The sequence below is a fragment of the Caproicibacter fermentans genome (genome assembly GCF_014303955.1).
GTDB lineage: Bacteria > Bacillota > Clostridia > Oscillospirales > Acutalibacteraceae > Caproicibacter > Caproicibacter fermentans.
This window is the reverse complement of record NZ_CP060286.1, coordinates 2,298,764-2,319,589: the sequence shown is the minus strand read 5'-3', so window position 1 is coordinate 2,319,589 and position 20,826 is coordinate 2,298,764. Positions and strand designations below refer to the sequence as shown.

Sequence of the window (20,826 nt, the reverse complement as noted above, 5' to 3'; positions counted from 1 at the left end):
AAACCGCGACGCAATAAGCAAAACGGGCAGTTTTGCACCGTGTTTGCCTTTGGGGGCGCTGGCCTTGATAAAAGAATTAAATTGGTGTATCATATACAGAAATACTTCTGCTTTTTAGGAGGAAGAATCCGATGATTTACCGGCAGCCGATCAGAAAGATCCAGGAGTCTGTTAACAGTATGCTGGAGCTGGTGTTCGGGGTCAGCTTGAAAAACGCCACGGATGAGCAGTGCTACAAGGCGGTTGCGCTCTGCGTGCGCGACCGGATGGAAAAGGGGCGAAGCGAATTTATTCACCTTGCGGAGCAGACGAAGACCAAGCATATTTATTACCTTTGCATGGAATTCCTGCTGGGCCGTTCGCTGAAAAACAGCCTTTTTAATCTGGGACTGGAAGAGGATTACCGCAAGGCGCTTGCCGGGCTCAATCTGAATCTGGACGCGCTGTACGAGCAGGAACCGGACGCGGGGCTGGGCAACGGCGGCCTCGGCAGGCTGGCGGCGTGTTTTCTCGACGCGATGGCGTCGCTGGGGATTCCGGCGACGGGGTATTCGCTGCGCTATGAATACGGCATTTTCCGGCAGAAGCTGGTGGACGGCTGGCAGACGGAGCTGCCGGATTTCTGGCTGCCGGGCGGCAAAATCTGGCTCAGGAGCGAGCCGGAGAAAAGCGTGGAGGTGCGGTTCAACGGCCGCATCGACGACTACTGGAACAACGGGTTCCATGTGGTGAACCATAAGGATTTCACAAAGGTGATGGCGGTGCCGAGCGATTTGTACGTCCCCGGCATCGACGGGCGCGGCGTGAGCCGGCTGCGCCTGTGGGCGGCGACCAGCGAGGACTTCGACATGAGCCTGTTCAACGGCGGGGATTACCTGCGCGCCGTGGAGCAGAAGGCGATGGCGGAGACCATCACGAAGGTGCTGTACCCGGAGGACAACCATCCGGAGGGCAAGAGCCTGCGCCTTTCGCAGCAGTATTTTCTGGTTTCGGCCGCCGTGCAGGACATTATCCGGCACCACCTGTTCCGGAACCGGACGCTCGACAATCTGCCCGACTGCATCGCAATCCATCTGAACGACACGCACCCGGTGCTGGCGATTCCGGAAATGATGCGCGTCATGATGGACGAATGCGGATACGGATGGGATTCCGCATGGGAAATTGTACAGAATGTATTCGCCTACACCAACCATACCGTAATGTCGGAGGCGCTCGAATGCTGGGGCATCAACCTGTTCCGGTCGCGCCTGCCGCGCATTTACCAGATCGTGGAGGAGATCAACCGCCGGTTCTGCGCCGGGATGCACAACAAGGGTGTGGACGGGTATCAGGTGGGCCGCATGGCGCCGTGGAACGACGGCTTTGTCAAAATGGCGAACCTTGCGGTGGCCTCCTGCCACAGCGTGAACGGCGTTTCAAAGCTGCATTCCGAAATTTTAAAAGACCGCGTGTTCCACGACTTCTACACCGAAATGCCTGAAAAATTCACCAACGTGACCAACGGGATCGCCCACCGGCGCTGGCTCTGCCAGGCAAACCCCGGCCTTGCGGCGCTTTTGACCGAGCTGACCGGCGACGGCTTTGTGCGCGATGCCGCCGAGCTGGAAAAGCTGATGAAATACAAAAGCGACCCGGCGGTGCTGGAAAAGATGGCGGCGGTCAAGCGGGAAAACAAGATCCGTCTGGCAAAGTACGTCAAGCGGGAAAACGGAGTCGACCTGGACCCCGATTCGATTTTCGACGTGCAGGTCAAGCGCCTGCACGAATACAAGCGGCAGCACTTAAACGCGCTGCAAATTCTGACGGACTATCTCCGCTTATGCGAAAATCCGGAGATGGAGTTCACGCCGCGCACCTATCTGTTCGGCGCAAAGGCGGCTCCCGGTTATTACTTTGCGAAGCAGATCATCCGTTTTATCGTCGATCTGGGCAAAACGATCGACGCCGACGAGCGGGTCAATAAAAAAATGAAGGTCGTTTACCTTGAGGATTACCGGGTCACGCTCGCGGAGCTGTTGATGCCCGCGGCGGACCTCAGCGAGCAGATCTCGCTTGCGGGAACGGAAGCCTCCGGCACCGGCAACATGAAATTCATGATCAACGGCGCGGTGACGCTCGGCACGCTGGACGGCGCGAATGTCGAAATCCGCGACGCGGTCGGGGAAGAAAACATGATTTTGTTCGGCATGAACGCGCAGGAGGCCGAGGAGCGGAAAAAGGCCGGATATCAGCCGCGTGCTTTCGCGGAAAAAAATCCGGAGCTGCAAGCCGCGCTGAACGTGGTGGAAAAGGGCTTCTGCGGCGTCGATTTCCGCGACATTTCCAATTCCCTGCTCTCTTCCGACCCGTACATGGTGCTGGCGGATTTCGACTCCTACGACAAGGCGCGGCACAAGTCGGAGCGGCTGTATCGGGACGCGGATCAATGGAGGAGCATGTGCCTTGTGAACACGGCAAAGGCGGGGATTTTCTCCGCGGACCGCGCGATTCGCGAATACGCCGAAAACATCTGGCACGTAAAGCCTGTTCCGGAGGGGAAACGGCATGTTTAATTCCAGAAATCCGATGCACCGGGACCCTGTGGGCGCGGTGCCCGCGGGAACCCGCGTGCACTTTAAAATCACGCTGCCGCGCGGCCTGGGCTGTTCCGGCGCGCAGCTGGTCATGCGAAACGGAGCCGACGGGCGCGAGGAGCCCTGCGGCCTGTTCTGGTGCGGCATGAACGGCGACGGCGCGGAGTGGTGGGAATGCCATTTTGAAGCCGAAAAGCCGGGCGTTTATTTCTACGATTTTAAACTGGAAACGCCTTGCGGGCACCGGCGCCTGATGCGCGGGCCGATCGGCGAGGCCGTGTTCGACGGCGGTGCCCTGTGGCAGCTCACGGTGTATGAAAAAGAATTCAAAACGCCGGACTGGCTTGCGGGCGGGGTGATCTATCAGATTTTTCCGGACCGTTTTGATTCCTCCGGGCAGGCGAAAACCGGAGTTCCGGCGGACCGCAGGCTGCACGAAAGCTGGGACGAATCCCCGGACTGGCGGCCCGACGGGCAGGGAAACGTCACAAATTCCGACTACTTCGGCGGCGACCTTGCAGGCATCCGCGAAAAGCTGCCGTATCTGAAATCGCTCGGCGTAACGTGCCTGTACCTGAACCCGGTTTTTGAGGCGCACTCCAACCACCGGTACAATACGGCGGATTACACGAAGATCGACCCGCTGCTGGGCACGGAAAAGGATTTCCGCGCCCTTTGCGCCGAAGCGGCTAGCATGGGAATCCGCGTGCTGCTGGACGGTGTGTTCAATCACACGGGCAGCGACAGCGTCTATTTTAACCGGCAGGGGCGGTACCCGGGAACAGGCGCGTACCAGTCGAAGGAATCGCCGTATTACCCGTGGTACCAATTCAAAAGCTGGCCGGAGCAGTACGCCTGCTGGTGGGGGTTCCCGACCCTGCCGAACGTGAACAAGGAAAATCCGGAGTACCGGGAGTATATCTGCGGGGAAAACGGAATCATCCGCAGATGGCTGCGCGCGGGCGCCGCCGGGTGGCGGCTGGACGTGGCGGACGAACTGCCGGATGAATTTCTGGACGCTCTGCGGCAAGCGGTCAAACGTGAAAATCCGGAAGCGCTGCTGGCGGGCGAAATCTGGGAGGACGCCTCCAACAAGATCGCTTACGGCAAACGGCGGCGGTACCTGCTGGGGGAACAGCTCGACAGCGTGATGAACTATCCGTTCCGCAACGCGGTGCTTGGGTTCCTGACCGGCGGCGACGCGGCGGCGTCTATGGAAACGATTCTGTCCGTTCTGGAAAACTACCCGCCGCAGGTTGTCCGGGTTCTGATGAACAACATCGGCACGCACGACACCGAGCGCGCGCTGACCGCGCTGGCGGGGGAGCCGCGCCGGAACCGGGGGCGGCAGTGGCAGAGCGAAACGCGGCTTTCGCCGGAACAGCGGACGCGCGGGCTCGCGCTGATGCGATGCGCGTCTTTTTTGCAGTACACCCTGCCGGGCGTTCCGTGCCTGTACTACGGCGACGAAGCGGGAACGGAGGGGTATGCGGACCCGTTTAACCGCGCGCCGTTCCCATGGGGGCGTGAGGACGGGGAGCTGACGCGGTGGTACCGGTCGCTGGGAAAGCTCCGCGCCCGGTGCGCCTGCCTGAACGGCGGAAATTTTCTGCCCGTCGCGGCGGACGGAGACGTTTTTTCCTATGTGCGTTCCGGCGGCGGGGACGCCCTGCTCTGCGCGGCGAACCGTTCGACGGAGGAACGCCGCGTGGTGGTTCCGCCCGAATGGAGCGGGGCGGAGGCGGTGTTCGGGACCTTGCCGGACACGCGCGGCACGCTGATTCTGCCGCCGTTCGGGACGGCGGCGCTCCGCCGCGTTCTCGACCGGACGGGGCAAAGATAAAGAAAATAAGGCCGCGCGGACGCTTCTGCGCCCGCGCGGTCGTTTTGTCGGCGGCCCCGCCGTTTCAAAAGGACGGAGAGCCATGCTGCCTGCGGCACCTCTCCTGATAAGAGCGTGCCCAATTCTGCCTGATTCAAAGAACTCCTTTTCACGCGCTTTGCACTTTCCCGCCTCTCAAAACGGAAAAGCCGCCGGTACCGGGCGGCGTGTTCCCGCCCCCGCGGAGAGAATGGCGGCACGAAATTTCCGGGTTCCGTGCCAAAAAAATACGCGGGAGCGGGCGTTTCGCCCGATACAGGGCACAAAAAAGCACCGGTACGGAATTCTCATTCCATACACCGGCGCGCGTGAAAAGCAGGAATTTTTTTTCGCCCCTTTTTCCCGCTCTGTACAAAACAGGGGGAATGAGGTATAATATTACCTGCAAATGCGCGGTTTTACCGCTGTGTATGGAGGGTGGTTCTCCGTATGCAGGGGGCGAGGTGTCTCACCACCTTGTCCCTGCTTTGCACTTTTTTATGTGCCTTACAAGAAACAGTATACCGCTTCTTTCCATAAATTTCAACTTAAATTCTTTTTTTCTTCTTTTTGCTCTTGTCTTTAGAAATGTGAAAAAGTTGATTTTAATGTTATTTTGGGGCAAAGAGCCCCTTAACCCAAATTGTTTCTATTGATTTACCTTGTCCTCAGGCCGGACGGGCCCCTACTTTCTGATATAGCAGAAAGTAGGCAAAGACTATGTAGGGGGGCTTCAAATTCCCGTAAAAAGAGCTCCAAACGCCCCCCTACACCCCGACTGCCATCATAAAGAACGGGAATGTTCTTGAAACGCAGTGCTTTTCATTGACGTTCCCAATTCTTTCCCTGCGTGCTTAGTTAGAAGCGTACAGGAAATCAATAGATTGAAAGCAATCTTTTTCAAAGCTGAGTGATATATTACGTAAGCTTGAGTCAAGGCGAGCTAACGAATTACAGTTTCCCTAAAATAAAGCAGTGGCTTTCTCTCCGGAGCCCCCGTCGTCAATGAGAAGCAGAACACCTAAGAACATCGCTTTTCCCTTTGACAGGTGCCGGGGGGCGTCGGGGGGAGGCCATCCGGCCCTTACTCGCCTACGGCGCCCACGGCTGAAGAATCGTGTTTTGCTTTACTTTCTCTCGCCGCTCTTGTTACCGACACTTTGGATGCAGCGTCACGCTGCCCCCCCCGACCCGTACTTTGCATACTTTCGTACGGGACCGAAAGTATGGGCCCGTCCGGCCTGAGGACAAACTAAATAAATTGAAGAAATTATGGTTAAGGGGCACTTTGCCCCAGTTTAAGAAATATTTCTTCTCTGCGGCTGCGTAAGCCGCTTTGCGCCCCCAAGCCTCTGGGGAAAAGAGACCAGGAAAGATTGACTTACCCCGAATCAAAACGCTATAATGATGAAAGCGGAAAAGTTTCCCCGCGCGGGCGCGTACCCAAAGAAAAGGACGGACAAGGGGAGAAAAGAAATGAATCGCTACGACTGGCTGGATGAGACGCTGCTCCGCAATCCCGGGGCGGAAAAGGATTACAAAGAGGAATGGGAGTGGCACCGCTATCTGGTGGACGGAAAGATGTTTGCCGCGACCTGCGAGCCGGGCCAAAAGTACGGAATTTACGGCGGGCACGAGCTTGTAACGCTGAAATGCGAGCCGATGCTTTCGGAGCTGATGAGGAAGGAATACGCGGATATCCTGCCCGGCTTTTACATGAACAAACAGAACTGGATTTCCGTTTTTCTGGACGGGACGGTGCCGGACGACGTCCTGCGGGATCTGTGCGGGCGTTCCTACCGGCTGGTGTTTGAAAAACTGACGAAGAAGGCTCAGCGGGAGATTCTCGAAAAACAGGGATAACCGATGAGTCCGGGCTGAAAAAGACTGTATAAAATGCGCCAGGAACGGGATCGCAACCGCGTCATGGCGCATTTTTCATTTTGATGGGAAAGAAAAGCTCTATCCCCGGTAATAGTCCAGCATCGCCTGCGCGCCGTCGTCGGTCAGGGTGATGCTGCCCGAGTCCAGCCTCGCGGTGTCGAACAGGAATCCGGGCCTTTTCCCGCCTTCTTCGACCGCTTCTTCGAACGTGGCAAACGCCGCCGATTCCCGGACCATCTGATCGTCAAAACCGGGGACCGGGCTTTCGTAGTCCAGAGCGATCAGCCCGCGGTCCTCAAGCGAGGTGATGATTTCTCCCAGCTTTTTGACGGTTTCCACATCGTCCTCCGGCCCGCGGACGACGACCGGCGCGAGCGCGACGGATTCGAGGTCGTCCTCCCGGCTGGAGCCCATGACGAACCGGGATACGGGCGTCGCGCCGCCGCTGGAAAGTTTGCCGAGCAGTTCGGCTTCCTCGTCGGTCAGCGGAAAGGGAAGGTTCCTTTTTTCGACGGATTTTTTTGTAAGATACAGTCGGCAGGATTCACACAGCGGGTTCCCGGGGACGGGGCCGGAGCATCCGTTTTGATCACAGCGGTCGTTCTCAGTGTTTTGCATCGTTTGATTTCCTCATTTTCTATTTTGTTGTTTCATAGGGATTGCCCGCCATGCGAAAGCGGTTACCGAAGGTCGCAGCTCGTCCTGCATGTCCGTTCTCCTTTCGGAGCTGCTTTCCTTTATTTTACCCCATTGCCCCGCCGATGTACATAGAAACAGGCGCAAAAGAAGCCGCGCGAACGGTTTTCCTGTTGGCGCGGCCTGTTTTCGGGGGAGATTACTTGGCGCCTGTTTTCAGAGCGTCCCGCAGGGAAGACGCTGGTTCCGCGCTTTCCGGTTTTAAACCGACTTCCCCCGCGCAGAGGGGCATGTCGGCGGAGGAATAACACGAAATGCGGCCCGTCTGCATATTCAAAATCTTGACCGGCTCGCGGTCAACCATCAGGTCGGCCAGCGCCCGGCCCATGGACTGCTCATAAGTTCTTTTTACAGGAATGAGAACCCGCCTGCGCGGCCTGCAGCGTCGGTCTCTGAAATCGTTTTCCGATTTTGAGGAATCCACGCGGTCGATGTTTGTTTTCTTGCTTTCGTGCATACCAGTAACCTCACTCGTTCAGATTTGTCATGTTTCTGATGAAATCAATGCTGAATCTTCTCAAAAGCCTTGAAACGATACTCAGCTTTTCAGGCGGAATATGGATTTCCCGGTTGCTGTCATAGGACATGATGGCGCAGATGTCGCCTTTCTTGTTATGAACGGGGACGCAGATCCAGAACGCGATGTCCTGGGTCTGCTCCCGCTGGTACTCCGTCAGGTTCTCGGAGGACGATTTTTTCAGGTTGGGCTCGTAGACCACGCAGTCCCGCTCCGCGTAGCAGGTTCCAACCGCGCCCTGCGGATGGGGGGACACCTGAAAGACAAGTCCGTCTCTGACCGCTTCGTCCGACAAACCGGGCAGGTTTTTCATGGCGAAGCATTTAGGACGCCGTCGATTTATTTTTATACGTCCTAATCCTATTCTATTCCAAATATTTTTTTTTGGTGTGCAGATTCTTACATTCAAACTGAATTCCAGCCCCGTTTCGCCCAAAATCCCTTTAAACGCCTCCAAAAGATAATTCTTGGACTGGCGGATCAGGTAATTCTGCTGCTCGGTCCTGCTTTCAAGCTCAAAGGTTTGCCGGATGCAGGAGGTGCCCAGCGGAAAAAAGGTTAAAACAATCCCGAAAAAAGAAAAGCCGTCCTTAGCAAGCGATGCGGTTTCCTCCGGAATCCCCATTTGCTTGCAGAGCGACAGAAGCAGCCCGGACTGCCCGAGGGACTGGAACAAAATCGGCAGTGCGAACAGAACGAGGAATTTGACGGTCAGTCTGTATCTCGCGTCCATTTCATTTCCCCGGCTTTCCCAACGGATTCCGATTTCCCCGAGCGGCCTCGGTTTTTTTGCCGCGCGGGCCTTCCTATTCTATTTATATTCGGATTCGGAAAGAAGTTATGACGAAAAAACCCGCGCCGAAGAGAATTCTCTCGGCGCGGGTTTTGGGCGGAAGGCCGGTCAGGCGTGCTCCGCGTAAAACTGATGGTATTCACCCAGCATGTATTTGCGCAGGTTCGGCGTATCCAGACCGTAGGGGCAGTGATTTTTGCAGTGATTGCAGTGGGTGCAGTTGTTGATCCGTTCCATCTGCGCTTTAAACTCGTTCGTCATGTACTGCTTTGACGGCGAACGGGTCGGCAAAAGGGAAATCCGGGCGGCCGTCCCAATCGGGATTCCGGCCGGGCAGGGCTGGCGGCAGCCGCGGCCCCGGCAGAACGTGCCGGCAAGCTCCAGGCGGTTATGCGATTCCGTCGGCTAAAAGTCGGTTTTGCTTTCCAGGTAGCCGGTCAGCTTGTCGATGGCGATGCGCTCCTGCTTCATGGTGTCGCGGTCGCGCACGGTCACGCAGCCGTCCGTTTCACTGTCGAAGTCGATGGTAATGCAGAACGGCGTGCCGATTTCATCCTGGCGGCGGTAGCGTTTGCCGATGGAGCCGGCATCGTCGTAATCCACCGCAAAGCGTTTGGCAAGCACGGAGTAAACCTCCTGCGCGCGGTCGTTCAGCTTTTTGCTCAGGGGCAGCACGGCGGCCTTGTAAGGGGCAAGCGCCGGGTGCAGGCGCAGTACGACGCGGGTGTCGCCGCCCTCGAGAGTTTCCTCGTCATAGGCGTCGCAGAGGAACGCGAGCGCGACGCGGTCCGCACCGAGGGAAGGCTCGATCACATAGGGGACGTAGTGCTCCTTGGTTTCCGGGTCGAAGAATTCGAGGTTCTTGCCGGAATGCTCCTGATGGCGGGAAAGATCGTAATTGGTGCGGTCGGCAATGCCCCACAGCTCGCCCCAGCCGAACGGGAACAGGTATTCGATGTCCGTCGTCGCCTTGGAGTAGAACGAAAGCTCCTCCTTGTCGTGGTCGCGCAGACGGAGGTTCTCTTTCGTGAGGCCGAGGTCGTGCAGCCATTTTTCGCAGAAATCTTTCCAGAAATGGAACCAGTCGAGGTCGGTGTCGGGCTTGCAGAAAAATTCAAGCTCCATCTGCTCGAATTCGCGCAGGCGGAACAGGAAATTGCCGGGCGTGATCTCATTGCGGAAGCTCTTGCCGATCTGCGCGATGCCGAACGGGATTTTTCTTCTGGTGGTGCGCTGCACGTTCGCAAAGTTGACGAAGATGCCCTGCGCTGTTTCGGGGCGAAGATAAATTTCGTTTTTCGTACCCTCCGTCACGCCCTGAAACGTCTTGAACATCAGGTTGAACTGGCGGATGTCCGTGAAATTTTCGCTGCCGCAGTTCGGGCATTTGATGTGGTGCTCGCGGATGAACTCCATCATCTTGTCGTTGCTCCAGCCGTCCGCGCTCTCGCCGGTGAAATCCTCAATCAGCTTGTCGGCGCGGTGGCGCGTCTTGCAGTCGCGGCAGTCCATCAGCGGGTCGGAGAATCCGCCCACGTGGCCCGAGGCGACCCACACCTCCGGATTCATCAGAATCGCGGAGTCAAGCCCGACGTTATAGGGGCTTTCCTGAACGAACTTTTTTCTCCACGCGGCTTTGACGTTATTTTTGAACTCCACGCCGAGCGGCCCGTAGTCCCACGCGTTGGAAAGCCCGCCGTAAATTTCGGAACCGGCGAACACGAAACCGCGGTTTTTGCACAGGGCGACGATCTTCTCCATGGTTTTTTCTGTTGCTTGCATGCTGCTTTTCCTCCAGATTCGCACGGACGCTGGCTGCGCCCGCCGTTATTTTTTGCGGAATATGACAAGTTTGCTTAAGACGTAATTAATGACGACGACGATCACGTTGTCGACAGTTTTGGACAGAAGCCCGTTCCACGCGAGCATGTCGATGAACAGCCACATGCAGGCGTAGTCCACGCCGAGCGAAAGCAGGCGCGCGGCGAGAAAGCTGAGCAGCTCCCGCCAGAAGACGTTTGCCTGAAAGCTTTTGCTGCGGAACACCCACAGCTTATTGGTGAGAAACGCGAAGGCGACCGCCAGAATCCAGGCGAGCGCGTTTGCGGCCTGCCACTGCCAGCCGAGGGAATTGTAACAGACCTCAAATACGACGATGTTGATGACGGTGGTGAGAACGCCGAAAATCAGGTACAGAATCATTTCCGGGCTGGTGAGAAAACGCCATAATTTTAAAATCCGGTTCATGCTGGCCTCCCTGCGCGAACGAATAGATATAGTTTACCATTCCGGAGGGATTCTTTCAACAAAAATGGAATATTTTCAATTTCCGCGCAAAAAACCGGCCCGGAAATGCCCAGGCCGGTTTTTTCGGAAAAAGAATTGGACTAAATTGACAGAATGAAAATTCAAAAGTATAATATAAAAGAATATGATTTCAAATCGAGAGTAAGGAGAAGAACATATGGAAAAAAAGAATTTGCGGAAAACCGAGGGCCTGCCGTTCACGCTTGGCATTGCGGCGGGGGTTGTTTTACTGCTGGAGACCATTCTTTCTTTTAATCTGAGCCCGATTATAACAGACGTGACCCTGTCTTCCTTGGGGCTGAAGTCTTCCGCGGCGTCAAGCGGAATCTCGGGCGCCGGACTCATCGGTACGATTATTTCGTTTCTTATCGTGCCGGGCATATTCCTGTTGCTGCTGATCCTGGGCAAAAACAAGGAAAAACGCGGCAGCGCGTTCGCCATTGTGTGGATTGTCATTGCGGGGCTCTATATTTTATCCGGTCTGTTTTCAATGCTGAAAGGCGGCGAACTGCAGCAGCAGATCACCGCGGCGGTCGACGCGGTGATGCCGGGCGGATACTGGATTGAAAACGCGCTTTCCCTGATTGGCTGCGGACTGATCATCGCTTCTTGCGTCGTGTTTTGGAGACGCCTGCACGAGCCGCCGGTTTTCGACGAACCGGAGTCCGAGCCGCAAAACGGCGAAACTCCTCCGTCGGACTCAAATACATAAGAACTTTTTCCTGCGGTGGAGGAAAGTGAGGAAGGACAACGTGGAACAGGAATACCGCAAAACCAAAGGCGCGCCGTTTGCGCTCGGCATGGCGTCCTGCCTTCTTTTCCTTCTGTCCGCCGCTTGCGTGGTCCCTGTCGCCTCGTACTTTTTGGGGATGCTTTCGGTTTCCCCGGAAAACGCCGCGTCATGGTACCGGGGTTTGGCAGCCGAATGTTTGCTGAACCCCGGCATTTTTATGCTGATTCTGTTTTTGGGCAGGCGGTGGGAAAAGCGGGGAAGAGCCGTCGCGGAATTCTGGGCGGCTGCGGGCGGATTCTTTATGCTTTCCGTACTGATCCACGACGGGAGCCTGACGTGGTTCTTTCTGCCGGTCCGGTCCGCTCCGGTGTATGGATCCTATCGGGCGGCCGTGCTTCTGCGCTTTGCAGGCGGCGCGCTGATGACCGCCGCCTGCGCGGTCTACCTTGCCAGACTGAAAAAACACGGATATTGACCCTCGCATCCTCTCCGAAAGGAGGAAGAGCATGGAATACAGGCAAAGAGAAACCGAGGGGGCTCCCTATGTTCTGGGAATGGCGGCGGGAGTCCTGCTGATTTTCGCAAGCTTGTTCTGCGGCGGAGAAACAGCGGCTTGTCCTGTATGGAGTTTTCTGGCTGCTGGCGGTGGAGACGGCGCTGAACCCCGGCGCCTTTATGCTGCTGCTTCTTTCCGGAAAGCACCGGGAGGAGAGGGGGAAGCCCTTTGCCGTCCTGTGGGCTGCGGTTGGGGCGTATACGGTGCTTTCGGTCTTTTTTCCGATTTCCGTCTCCGGTGTTTTCAGAATGGAAGGAGGAATTCCATCCCTTTTTTTCGCGGAAGCCGCGATGTCCGCAGCCTTTCGCTTCGCGGGCGGCGCGCTGATGATCGCCTCCTGCGCGCAGTTCTACAAGCGGCTGCAAGGGCGTGCCTAGTCCCGTTTGAAAACGAACGGCGGTTTGCCGTCGAGCCAGCCTTGGGTTTGCCAGTACCGGTAGTCAGGGGTAGAATTCCTGAATTTTTTCACCATCCAGCGGCACAGAGCAAAATAAAACCGGACGAACAACGTGGGCGCGCTGTCTTGCTTTGAGACGGCGCGCCAAAATTTTTCGGCGCACCGGTCGATTTCTGCCTCGTATTTTTTCTGTTTTTCCGGGGGCATGGAATCCCAGTCCAGTGCGAAAATGCGGAAGCCCTTTTGATACACTCGGTTGATTCCCCAATATTTTATACAGGTTGCAATCGGCTTCATAGCGGATTTGATCCCGCCGCCCGCCGCGGTCGAAAGAACAAACGCCTTTTTCCGGAAAAACTCCGGCCTGGGCCGATGATTGATAAAAAGAAACGGGTAATGGTCCAGAAAGTTCTTCATGCCGCCGGAGGCCGACATCACATAGACGGGCGTCGTCAGAAGGAGCGCGTCCGCTTTCAGCATGGAGTCGAGAATCGGGCCCGAATATTGCCGGTGCGGGCAGAATTCCTCGCCGCGCGTCACGCAGGCGGCGCAGCCCTTGCAAAACTCCGGAAGGTCCCTCGGAAGAAAGAATTCATCCGCTTCGACTTCCCCGCGCTTTTTGAGGGCCTCAAGAAACAGTTCGGCGGCCCGGAGGGTGTTCCCCCTGCGCGGACTGCCGTGAATCACCGCAATTTTCAACGTACCGCTCCCGTTCTTTCAATCCGATGAACGGATTTTTTCTCAGGATAGCATTCCGGCGATGCCGCCGCAAGAGGAGACACCTTAAAACAGCGACGGGCGGGCGGCTCCTTCAGGTAGGCGCGCAGCTTTGCCCAGATCCGCTGCATTTCAAGGAACTGCGCGTAATGCTTTTCGACGTTTTTCCGGTAGCTGTTCAGCTCGGATGATATTTTCATAAAGCTGTTGTTTTGAAAATAGGCGCAGATTTTGGGTAGCGTGCGGGAAAGCTTTTCCTGCGTTTCGCGCATGATCTGATCGTATTGGTCCCTTTGCGTGATATAAACGAAAAGCGGCTTGTAACGCACCCAGCCCAGACAGGCGGCGTAAAATCTGGAGACAACCGGTTCCGAATCGGCCTCAATGCGCTTCAATTTGTTCGGCAGAACCCCGTCCATCAGGTGCTGATAGGTGGAGAATCCGTCGTGGAACGCGTAGCACGGGACTCGCAGGACTTTCCGGTCGCTCAGACAGGTGCTTAAAAACGTATCCTCGCCCCGGGCCCCGGGCGGATTGTAAAAGGGGAAAACGCGCTCCGGCCTTGTCAGATTGAGACAGAGGTTGGCGCCAGTGATAAATTTGGCGCGGTTGATTTCCGGAACCTCTTCCACGGTGCGGTTTACCAGAACCGACGGATCGGCATAGGTGACGCCGCCGTTGTTCATGACGGCGCGGAGGCTATCCCAGTTCAAAACATCGTTGCTGATCGCTTCGATGAAAACTCGGAAGTCGCTTTCCGTCAGGGTTTTGTTGAACCGGATGTACGGAATGGGGGAGATGTATCCGCAGTGGTATCCGTTGGTGATGTCGGCCCGGCGGATGTAATCCAGGTGCGTGGTTAAAACCGCCTGACCGCCCCAGACGGCGCTCTTGTGCGTATTGGTAACGGCGAAGGGATATTCGTCGTCGTCCAGAAAGACGAGGTAATCGATTCCGGATTTGACCGCCTTATAAAGAATGGCGTTTCTCTTTGCGGCATAGCCGCTGCCGAAAAACAGGTCCGCCTCCTTTTGACTGAGGACGTTCTGCTCCACAAGGGCGGCGATTTCCTTACGCAGGGCGCCGCGGCCGATAAAATGGGCCTCGTCGATCAGGTTTAAAAGATCCTTATGGATGCCGGTGAAATGAATCGGCTTCGCGTTCGAATATTTCAGGTCGTACGCCACCAAAAGATTCAGGCTGACGTCCTCGTTTTCCGTCAGACCGTACTCCTTCCAGTTGTAGACATAGGTTTTCAAAACCTTCTGAAAGCTTTTCCGTCCAGTCGCAAATCCGATTCCTACTTTGATTTTTTTGTCGTTTTTCACGGCTTGCATCTCCTTTCCTCCGATGTGTCATTAAAAATCAGCCAATGAATGAAGAGAGGCCGCGGTTTCAGCCGCGCCCGATGGAATGTGGAGCGGGCCTATCTAAAACCAGCGCGCCCGATGCACGGGCGCGCTGGCTGGGAGTGAATTATGTAATCAGGCCTTTTTCTTTCAGAAAGTCTGTTGCAACCGTTTCGATTTCCCGGCCGTCCTGATCCACTTTCTTGTTCAACTCCTGCAAGGTGTGTTCGTCGATCTGCCCGCCGAGCTTGTTCAGGACCTCCCTTAGCTCCGGGTATTTCCATCAGCTCCAGCGCGCGGCCGCGGCTTTTCTCCCCGCGGCCACTTTAAAAGCCTTGGCACGGCCTCGATGTTTTCCATGACCGTCACGTTCGGGAACAGCCCGATCTGCTGGATGACGTAGCCGATCTTGCGGCGCAGCTCGACGGGGTTCATGGCGGAAAGATCCTTTCCCAGGGGCGTTTACACCAAGGCGAAGCGGCGCGGCGGGGTTGTCTGAGCTTTGGTTCAGGTAATCCATTAAGATTCCGTCCAGATTCATGGCGTCCTTCATTTCAAAGATGCCGGTTTTGTCCTGAATGAATTCCGCGGCGAACAAAGCGCCTTCCGCGAACGCGTTCCGCGAAAAGCTCTGGTGAGAAATTTCGATCATATCATTTTCACCGACCAGCATGACCTTATGGCAGCCCACGATGCCGCCGGCCCGCACGGAGGAAACGGGCACATCGTGCCGTTCCCCGACCGGCAGGGATTCCCGCAGCCGGTCGGCAAGTTTGGAAGCGGTCCCCGACGGAATATCCACCTTGCGCTTGTGGTGCATCTCGATGATCTCGACGTCGTAGCCGGTTAAAATCCGGGAGGCGAGTTCGGTCAGCAGCATCATGGTGCTGACCCCGCGGGTGATGTTCGGCGCGTAAATCAGCCCCGCGCCGAACCGGTCGGCGAGCGCGTACAGCTCCGCCTCCTCCGCCTTGGAAAAACCCGTGGTGCCCATCACGACTCGCACATTCAGCGAAAAAAAGGTTTCCGCGTTTTTCAGAGCGGCAGCCGCATTGGAGAAATCCAAAATCAGATCCGGCCTGGTATTAAAAATACAGGACTCAATCCGGTCGGACGGATAAACGGGAACCCCGGCGGCGCGGCAGCCGATGATCTCGCCCAGGTCCCGGCCGGCCTTCGTGCTGGTCGGGCTGCAAATGCCGGACACAAGATCCACGCGGTCACAGGCTAGCAGATATTTTGCGATCTGGCTTCCGGCACGCCCCAGTCCGGAGATACATACCTTCATCATTCGGATACGCTCCTTTCAAAATGAGACACATTTTTTATAAGTTGCAGGTTGGTGGTGAAAGCGCAATCGGCTGTTTTCATCACTTCAAAGGATAGGAGGACAGACCGCTGCGGCTGATTTACAGGAATTTACAGGCAACTTTTTAAAAAGTAATAAGTTGTTGCTTATTATTATACAGAAAATCTTTGCCGTTGTCAATTTAAATTTTTTCCCTGTGTAACAGAAAAGAAAGATAACGGCTTGTCCGCGGTGAACACTCCGTCAAAAAGGGAAAATCCTGAAATGAGGCGAACAGCCGGACAGGCAGATCAACAGAAATACAAACCCAGAACAAAAGACGGCATGCCGACGACTCTTAATACGAGTACAATCGCGACCGTCAGGCTGACGACCGCCGCGATCAGGCAGATCGGGGTCAGAAAGCTGTATTTTCTCAGAAATTCCGTAATGCAGTTTTTATGTTCCATATTCGCGTTCTCTCCCAAAGATCATCATTTATCCGGAATCTTTTCCGCGGAAAAGACCGTATCTCTGTCGCCGTCGTTCGTAAAACCAAGGTCGGAGTCTGAAAATAAGGAGGTGCGACGCGGGCGCAGGCTTTTTAAGTTACCCTCTGCCTATATAACACCGGAGAAGCCGTTTTGTTACACTTTTTATGAAAATTTTTACGCGGCCAAACTTTTTGAGCGGGGGACAGCAGTTGGTGATTGTTCACTGGGAGTGTGATAGGTATAGACGATGTCTTTCGTGTAATCGCAGGATTGGGTTCCAATGTAATACCAAAGCCGCAGCCCGTCCGTGCTGACGACAGTGGCGGCATGGGTTGCAACGGTTACGCCGGAAATGGAGCCGTCGTACAGAATGCCCCAATAAAGAAACCCTGCTTTTCCACGGCCCAAAGCGCCACCCAGCATGTCGCCTGTGGGATGGATACTTTCCTCTTTGCTCTCCGAAATGTCACCTATATTTCCAAGCAGTTGATACCCCAGCAGGTCTTTTTGCAAAACAGCGCATCGAATCACTGTTGGATCTTCAAACGAATGATAAAAAATAACCGCTTTATTTCCCTTCATCACTTCAGCAATTTCTGAGTCCGATGAAGAGTTTTCTCTATTAAAGTGCCGCTCCACCCATTGCATCGGCGTGACATCGGCTTGCCGGACCGCCCAACCCGCCATGCACAGGATTAGAGCTGCCAAAATTATTATAATTATGCAATGCACTTTTCCAATAGATCGAATTTTCATATTGAATCTCCAATATCACAGCGTAATCCTCGCAATGAGGATTACGCTGTTCAAACGTATTTTAATATGGCCTTGATGATATCCTAGTAATAAGACTCCATTGCTTTGATGTACCTGAGAGCGAAAAACCGACTCCACTTGTCGATATGTTAATACTACCTGTTTCTTCTTGATAGGTGTGAATATATTTACAAACAAAACTTGTTGTATTTCCTCCACCAGTTAGTTTGTTTTTAAACATAGTCAAACCGGCACCAATAGATTTTGTATAACTGCGATCACCATAATATTCAGGACCTTCTAAGAATCCCCATACATGGCCTTTATTAGGCTGTGAATCAGCAGAGCTGGAGAAAATGACTGTTCAATATAGGCGTTAGGATATTCTTCGGAATATATGTTGACATTGAATTTTTCGGTGTCATTATTGGAACTCTCCGCCGCGAACGCGGGCACGCACACCATCATGGACAACGCGAAAACCAGAACCAGGCTCAACTGCTTTTTTCCAAGTCTTTCACATTTTTGTTCCTCCTTTTTATTTTGGCCTATGGACGTACGAAAGAGTTGCCGGGGCAGGGGAACAAATCTCCCTTCTGAATAGTCCATCGGTGTCATCCTCTTTCTTTGTTTCTTCATTTCACTAATCACTAGGCCAGGCCCGTAAATTTTCCCAAAAATGATTTGGGGGCCTTCTACGGTCCAAAAGCAAAACAAGGCTTCAGCACCGGTGGAAATTTCCGGCGCTGAAGACCTGAAAGGATACTTAGACCATCACTCTGAAGACAAAGTGAGACAGCAGATCATTATTTAAGCAATCTACTGACCTTGCGGAAGCTTATATAGTTTAAATGTTGCAAATACAAAGTATAAGCCTCCGGCTATTGCAAGGATCAATGCTTTTAAAACACCCCAATTCTCAGGAATTATACGCAAAAATACAACCTGCAGGAAAACAAATCCTACATCACACAATACAATATAAGGCCTTTGCTTTCGCTGACTATATTTTGCATATTTGACAAGCAGAAGAATCCCAGCGACAACGGCAAAGCAGAGCCATAAATCATAAGTGGATTTTCCTCCTAATGCAATTCCGACGAAAGGAATCGGGAGTAAAAAATAAGTTATTCGTACCATTTTTTTTGGGGAGATCAATTTATTACCTCTTTCCTATTACCACCTGCCCTGAACGCCATTTGGAAATCCATCATCAAATTCAATGCCAATATATACGCCTTCACCATAGGTGTGCGCCTGAATACAAAGGTAACAGAAATTGCCGATTGATGCAAATCCTATTATCCCCTAATACGGTTGTTATAGCAGTAGCCACAGGTCCCCCGGTCATGGTAGCGACCAAATCCAAAGCCGCTATCATAGCTGTTGGTCCCGCAGTGGCTGCGGCAAGTAATAGTGTATCAACATCGGATGCTGTGAAATAGATAACAGTTCCTTCAACAAAGATATTTGGCTGTATTTGAGAACTTGGATGATTATAGTTTTTGTTTATTTCTTTTGAAGAGTTGATTATTTTATGTAGAAGAATCAGGTCAGAGTTTGTAAAAGAGTATTTTTTAATTAGTTCTTCATCTGATAAATTTAACACTAAGACATTATTTTCATCCAAATTAAACTCATTTAATATTTTACAATATTTTTTCATAAATTGTTTTTCCGATTGGCTTAAAGACTGGTTTAGGTCAACAGTTAAGCGCTTCTCTTGACTTTGAATCACATTTGTTTTCTCCGCCGCGAACGCGGGGACGCACACCATCATGGACAACGCGAAAACCAGAACCAGGCTGACTGCTTTTTTCCAAGTATTTCACATTTTTATTCCTCCTTTTTATTTCGGCCTACGGACGTACGAAAGAGCTGCCGGGGCAGGGGAACAAATCTCCCTTCTGAATAGTCCATCTGACCTGCCCCCAAAAGCCGTCCAGATAGAAAGTTAGTAATCACCTGAGATTTTCATGGCGTATTCTGCCGGCGTCAAATTATCCAGAGAACTGTGTGGGCGAAGGTGGTTATATTCATTTCGCCAGTCTTCAATGATTTCTTTGGCCTCATAGAGATTTTTAAACAAGTTTTGGTTTAAACATTCATCCCGAAGCTTTCCATTAAAACTTTCGATATATCCGTTTTGGGTCGGGTGACCGGGATCAGTAAAAACATGTTCTACATGGTGGTCGTAACTCCATACGTTTAGTGCGTTCCCTGTGAATTCAGAACCATTGTCCGTTAGAATCTCTTTGGGAAGGCCGCGAAACAGGGCAATGCGGTTGAGTACGGCTGCAACTCTTTTCCCTGTGATGGAGCTGTCCACTTCCAACGCTAGGCATTCCCGTGTGGCTTCATCAATTACAGTTAAGACTCGAATGTGGTTTCCGGATCGGGTACGATCAGAAACAAAATCCATTGACCATCTGGAATTTGCTAACAGGGATGTTCTGTCCGGCATTCCACGCTTTTCGTATTTCTTCTTTTTACTCCGCTTTTTCAAGGTCAATCCGGCTTCTTTGTACAGTCGGTATGTTCTTTTATGGTTGATATAGACGTTTTCCCGTTGGAGCATAACATGCAAACGCCGGTAGCCGAAGCGTTTCCATCGACTTGCCAACTGTGTTAACCGGTCTGTTATTTCTTTATCTTCTGTTTTATCCACCGGAACATATCGTTTGCTGCTTCGGCCAAAATCCAACAGCCTGCACGCTCTGCGCTCACTTAGCTGGTACGTTTGCTGTATCTCTTCCGCAATGTGACGCTTCTCGGCAGGCTTTATCCGTTTTTTGCGAGGATGTTCTTTAGAATGTGATTATCCAGAGTAAGGTTTGCCACTAGTTCTTTTAATTGGCGGTTTTCTTCTTCCAGTTGCTTTAAATGCTTTGCTTCGCTGACATCCATCCCGCCGTATTTGCTTTTCCAACGGTAAAATGTCTGTTCAGAAATATTATATTCTCGAACAATATCCGTCGCTTTTTTACCTGCTTCATGTTCTTTTAGAATCCTGATGATCTGTTCCTCGCTGAACCGTTTCTTCATGTTAATCACTCCATCTGCATTTTATCATATTGTGACTAACTTTTCTATTGGCTCAGTTTTCGGGGCTCAGGTCACATCGGCGTCATCCTCTTCCTTGAAACAAATATATTTCGAACGCAGCGCAGCATGGAAATCAATGGAATGAAAGCCTGTAAACCAAAGAAACAAGTAGGTCACACGGCTTAATCTACTCAGCTTCATTCAACAATGTGGCCATTGTTAAGCTGTATTTTTCTATCACATATTTGCGCAACAGTATTATCGTGAGTAGCAATTAAGATTGTAGCCCCACAATTGTTTAATCTTTTTAATATATTCAGTACTTCATATTTGTTGTCATCATCCAAAGAAGAAGTCGGTTCGTCCGCTAAAATCATATTGGGATGTGTGACAACTGCTCGGGCGATTGCAACACGTTGACATTCTCCACCTGAAAGCATATGAGGGTACATTTTCAATCTATTTGAAATACCAAGAGATTCAGCAACCGTGGAAACTATTTTTTCAACTTGATCTTTCTTCATTTTTTGATATTTTAAGGGTAAAGCTATATTATAGAAAACATTTCTATTTTTTATTAATGCAAAATGCTGAAGTACAAAACCAATGTGATTGTTTCTGAATCTTGCCATCTCTGATTCATTTCCAACAATTGGTTTATGATCAAATAAATATTCTCCGCTGCTTTGTGTTAACAGAGCTCCAGCAATATTTAAGAGAGTTGTTTTTCCAGAACCGCTTGGCCCCATAATCGCAACCATTTCATTTTTGTCTATTTTTAAGCTTATATGATCAAGTGCGTTTGTTTCGATTTTTTTATATCTATAATATTTGCTTATATTTTTAAATTCAATCAT

At 52.7% G+C, this 20,826-nt stretch carries 23 protein-coding genes; 6 read left to right on the top strand and 17 right to left on the bottom strand.

Annotated features, from left to right (window positions below; genetic code table 11):
* Positions 1 to 131 precede the first annotated feature (131 nt).
* The 3 genes from HCR03_RS11445 to HCR03_RS11435 all read left to right on the top strand — a co-directional run bounded on the left by HCR03_RS11445 (position 132) and on the right by HCR03_RS11435 (position 6,300).
* A complete protein-coding gene (locus HCR03_RS11445) occupies positions 132 to 2,555 on the top strand; it encodes a glycogen/starch/alpha-glucan phosphorylase (RefSeq protein ID WP_187034292.1) in 2,424 nt (807 codons plus the stop codon).
* Positions 2,548 to 4,419, top strand: coding sequence for a glycoside hydrolase family 13 protein (locus tag HCR03_RS11440; RefSeq protein ID WP_187034291.1), 1,872 nt, complete (start codon positions 2,548 to 2,550; stop codon positions 4,417 to 4,419). The genes HCR03_RS11445 and HCR03_RS11440 overlap by 8 nt, the downstream gene beginning before the upstream one ends.
* Before the next feature lie 1,494 nt (positions 4,420 to 5,913).
* Positions 5,914 to 6,300 carry an MmcQ/YjbR family DNA-binding protein gene (locus HCR03_RS11435; RefSeq protein WP_066645872.1) on the top strand — a complete coding sequence of 129 codons (387 nt, stop codon included), beginning with the start codon at positions 5,914 to 5,916 and terminating at the stop codon, positions 6,298 to 6,300.
* A 99-nt stretch (positions 6,301 to 6,399) separates the two neighbouring features.
* On the opposite strand, the gene HCR03_RS11430 is transcribed toward HCR03_RS11435, so the two are convergent.
* From HCR03_RS11430 to HCR03_RS11405, 6 genes are all read right to left on the bottom strand, one after another.
* Positions 6,400 to 6,939 carry a hypothetical protein gene (locus HCR03_RS11430; RefSeq protein WP_083210089.1) on the bottom strand — a complete coding sequence of 180 codons (540 nt, stop codon included), beginning with the start codon at positions 6,937 to 6,939 and terminating at the stop codon, positions 6,400 to 6,402.
* A gap of 217 nt (positions 6,940 to 7,156) precedes the next feature.
* Positions 7,157 to 7,474 (bottom strand): hypothetical protein, encoded by a 318-nt coding sequence (locus tag HCR03_RS11425; protein ID WP_066645705.1) that lies wholly within the window; start codon positions 7,472 to 7,474, stop codon positions 7,157 to 7,159.
* 10 nt (positions 7,475 to 7,484) lie between these two features.
* Entirely contained in the window at positions 7,485 to 8,267 is a 783-nt protein-coding gene (locus tag HCR03_RS11420; RefSeq protein ID WP_139104071.1) for a hypothetical protein, read from the bottom strand.
* Positions 8,268 to 8,435: 168 nt separating this feature from the next.
* Positions 8,436 to 8,627: a 4Fe-4S dicluster domain-containing protein gene (locus HCR03_RS11415; protein WP_267459246.1), complete on the bottom strand. Its 192-nt coding sequence runs from the start codon at positions 8,625 to 8,627 to the stop codon at positions 8,436 to 8,438.
* 105 nt (positions 8,628 to 8,732) lie between these two features.
* Positions 8,733 to 10,109: a glycine--tRNA ligase gene (locus HCR03_RS11410; RefSeq protein ID WP_187034290.1), complete on the bottom strand. Its 1,377-nt coding sequence runs from the start codon at positions 10,107 to 10,109 to the stop codon at positions 8,733 to 8,735.
* 45 nt (positions 10,110 to 10,154) lie between these two features.
* Positions 10,155 to 10,574, bottom strand: a complete 420-nt coding sequence (locus HCR03_RS11405; protein ID WP_066645715.1) for a GtrA family protein — start codon at positions 10,572 to 10,574, stop codon at positions 10,155 to 10,157.
* 217 nt (positions 10,575 to 10,791) lie between these two features.
* Here HCR03_RS11405 and HCR03_RS11400 point away from each other — a divergent pair, with 217 nt between their 5' ends.
* The 3 genes from HCR03_RS11400 to HCR03_RS11390 all read left to right on the top strand — a co-directional run bounded on the left by HCR03_RS11400 (position 10,792) and on the right by HCR03_RS11390 (position 12,300).
* The gene (locus tag HCR03_RS11400; RefSeq protein WP_187034289.1) at positions 10,792 to 11,346 is read left to right on the top strand and encodes a hypothetical protein; all 555 of its coding nucleotides are present in this window, start codon (positions 10,792 to 10,794) and stop codon (positions 11,344 to 11,346) included.
* Positions 11,347 to 11,371: 25 nt separating this feature from the next.
* The gene (locus HCR03_RS11395; RefSeq protein WP_187034288.1) at positions 11,372 to 11,842 is read left to right on the top strand and encodes a hypothetical protein; all 471 of its coding nucleotides are present in this window, start codon (positions 11,372 to 11,374) and stop codon (positions 11,840 to 11,842) included.
* A 170-nt stretch (positions 11,843 to 12,012) separates the two neighbouring features.
* Positions 12,013 to 12,300, top strand: a complete 288-nt coding sequence (locus HCR03_RS11390; RefSeq protein ID WP_187034287.1) for a hypothetical protein — start codon at positions 12,013 to 12,015, stop codon at positions 12,298 to 12,300.
* On the opposite strand, the gene HCR03_RS11385 is transcribed toward HCR03_RS11390, so the two are convergent.
* From HCR03_RS11385 to HCR03_RS11335, 11 genes are all read right to left on the bottom strand, one after another.
* Complete coding sequence (locus tag HCR03_RS11385) at positions 12,297 to 13,019, bottom strand: flavodoxin family protein (protein ID WP_187034286.1); 723 nt, start codon at positions 13,017 to 13,019, stop codon at positions 12,297 to 12,299. The genes HCR03_RS11390 and HCR03_RS11385 overlap by 4 nt on opposite strands.
* Positions 13,016 to 14,365 carry a hypothetical protein gene (locus HCR03_RS11380; protein WP_187034285.1) on the bottom strand — a complete coding sequence of 450 codons (1,350 nt, stop codon included), beginning with the start codon at positions 14,363 to 14,365 and terminating at the stop codon, positions 13,016 to 13,018. Before HCR03_RS11380 ends, HCR03_RS11385 begins: the two co-directional genes overlap by 4 nt.
* 148 nt (positions 14,366 to 14,513) lie before the next feature.
* Entirely contained in the window at positions 14,514 to 14,606 is a 93-nt protein-coding gene (locus tag HCR03_RS20600; protein WP_407926806.1) for a hypothetical protein, read from the bottom strand.
* A gap of 63 nt (positions 14,607 to 14,669) precedes the next feature.
* Positions 14,670 to 15,677, bottom strand: coding sequence for a 4-hydroxy-tetrahydrodipicolinate reductase (gene dapB, locus HCR03_RS11370; protein WP_187034284.1), 1,008 nt, complete (start codon positions 15,675 to 15,677; stop codon positions 14,670 to 14,672).
* Positions 15,678 to 15,985: 308 nt separating this feature from the next.
* Complete coding sequence (locus tag HCR03_RS11365; protein ID WP_156990373.1) at positions 15,986 to 16,144, bottom strand: hypothetical protein; 159 nt, start codon at positions 16,142 to 16,144, stop codon at positions 15,986 to 15,988.
* A gap of 198 nt (positions 16,145 to 16,342) precedes the next feature.
* The gene (locus HCR03_RS11360; RefSeq protein ID WP_187034283.1) at positions 16,343 to 16,924 is read right to left on the bottom strand and encodes a hypothetical protein; all 582 of its coding nucleotides are present in this window, start codon (positions 16,922 to 16,924) and stop codon (positions 16,343 to 16,345) included.
* Between the two features lie 300 nt (positions 16,925 to 17,224).
* Positions 17,225 to 17,533: a hypothetical protein gene (locus HCR03_RS11355; RefSeq protein ID WP_187034282.1), complete on the bottom strand. Its 309-nt coding sequence runs from the start codon at positions 17,531 to 17,533 to the stop codon at positions 17,225 to 17,227.
* 210 nt (positions 17,534 to 17,743) lie between these two features.
* On the bottom strand, positions 17,744 to 18,082 hold the full coding sequence (locus HCR03_RS11350) for a hypothetical protein (RefSeq protein WP_187034281.1): 339 nt from the start codon (positions 18,080 to 18,082) through the stop codon (positions 17,744 to 17,746).
* Positions 18,083 to 18,164: 82 nt separating this feature from the next.
* Positions 18,165 to 18,662 (bottom strand): hypothetical protein, encoded by a 498-nt coding sequence (locus HCR03_RS11345; RefSeq protein ID WP_187034280.1) that lies wholly within the window; start codon positions 18,660 to 18,662, stop codon positions 18,165 to 18,167.
* 216 nt (positions 18,663 to 18,878) lie between these two features.
* A protein-coding gene (locus tag HCR03_RS11340; protein ID WP_407926805.1) for an IS3 family transposase occupies positions 18,879 to 19,969 on the bottom strand; the annotation gives its coding sequence in 2 pieces (ribosomal slippage) (positions 18,879 to 19,711 and positions 19,711 to 19,969; 1,092 coding nt in all).
* 197 nt (positions 19,970 to 20,166) lie between these two features.
* Positions 20,167 to 20,826: an ABC transporter ATP-binding protein gene (locus tag HCR03_RS11335; RefSeq protein ID WP_187034278.1), complete on the bottom strand. Its 660-nt coding sequence runs from the start codon at positions 20,824 to 20,826 to the stop codon at positions 20,167 to 20,169.

What these genes read in the sequence shown, in the direction of transcription:
- HCR03_RS11430 (WP_083210089.1), bottom strand. Translation starts at nt 6,939, where the DNA reads ATGCAAAACACTGAGAACGACCGCTGTGATCAAAACGGATGCTCCGGC.
- HCR03_RS11425 (WP_066645705.1), bottom strand. Translation starts at nt 7,474, where the DNA reads ATGCACGAAAGCAAGAAAACAAACATCGACCGCGTGGATTCCTCAAAA.
- HCR03_RS11410 (WP_187034290.1), bottom strand. Translation starts at nt 10,109, where the DNA reads ATGCAAGCAACAGAAAAAACCATGGAGAAGATCGTCGCCCTGTGCAAA.
- dapB (WP_187034284.1), bottom strand. Translation starts at nt 15,677, where the DNA reads ATGATGAAGGTATGTATCTCCGGACTGGGGCGTGCCGGAAGCCAGATC.
- HCR03_RS11335 (WP_187034278.1), bottom strand. Translation starts at nt 20,826, where the DNA reads ATGATTGAATTTAAAAATATAAGCAAATATTATAGATATAAAAAAATC.
- HCR03_RS11435 (WP_066645872.1), top strand. Translation starts at nt 5,914, where the DNA reads ATGAATCGCTACGACTGGCTGGATGAGACGCTGCTCCGCAATCCCGGG.
- HCR03_RS11440 (WP_187034291.1), top strand. Translation starts at nt 2,548, where the DNA reads ATGTTTAATTCCAGAAATCCGATGCACCGGGACCCTGTGGGCGCGGTG.
- HCR03_RS11420 (WP_139104071.1), bottom strand. Translation starts at nt 8,267, where the DNA reads ATGGACGCGAGATACAGACTGACCGTCAAATTCCTCGTTCTGTTCGCA.
- HCR03_RS11405 (WP_066645715.1), bottom strand. Translation starts at nt 10,574, where the DNA reads ATGAACCGGATTTTAAAATTATGGCGTTTTCTCACCAGCCCGGAAATG.
- HCR03_RS11400 (WP_187034289.1), top strand. Translation starts at nt 10,792, where the DNA reads ATGGAAAAAAAGAATTTGCGGAAAACCGAGGGCCTGCCGTTCACGCTT.
- HCR03_RS11355 (WP_187034282.1), bottom strand. Translation starts at nt 17,533, where the DNA reads ATGGACTATTCAGAAGGGAGATTTGTTCCCCTGCCCCGGCAACTCTTT.
- HCR03_RS11445 (WP_187034292.1), top strand. Translation starts at nt 132, where the DNA reads ATGATTTACCGGCAGCCGATCAGAAAGATCCAGGAGTCTGTTAACAGT.
- HCR03_RS11360 (WP_187034283.1), bottom strand. Translation starts at nt 16,924, where the DNA reads ATGAAAATTCGATCTATTGGAAAAGTGCATTGCATAATTATAATAATT.
- HCR03_RS11365 (WP_156990373.1), bottom strand. Translation starts at nt 16,144, where the DNA reads ATGGAACATAAAAACTGCATTACGGAATTTCTGAGAAAATACAGCTTT.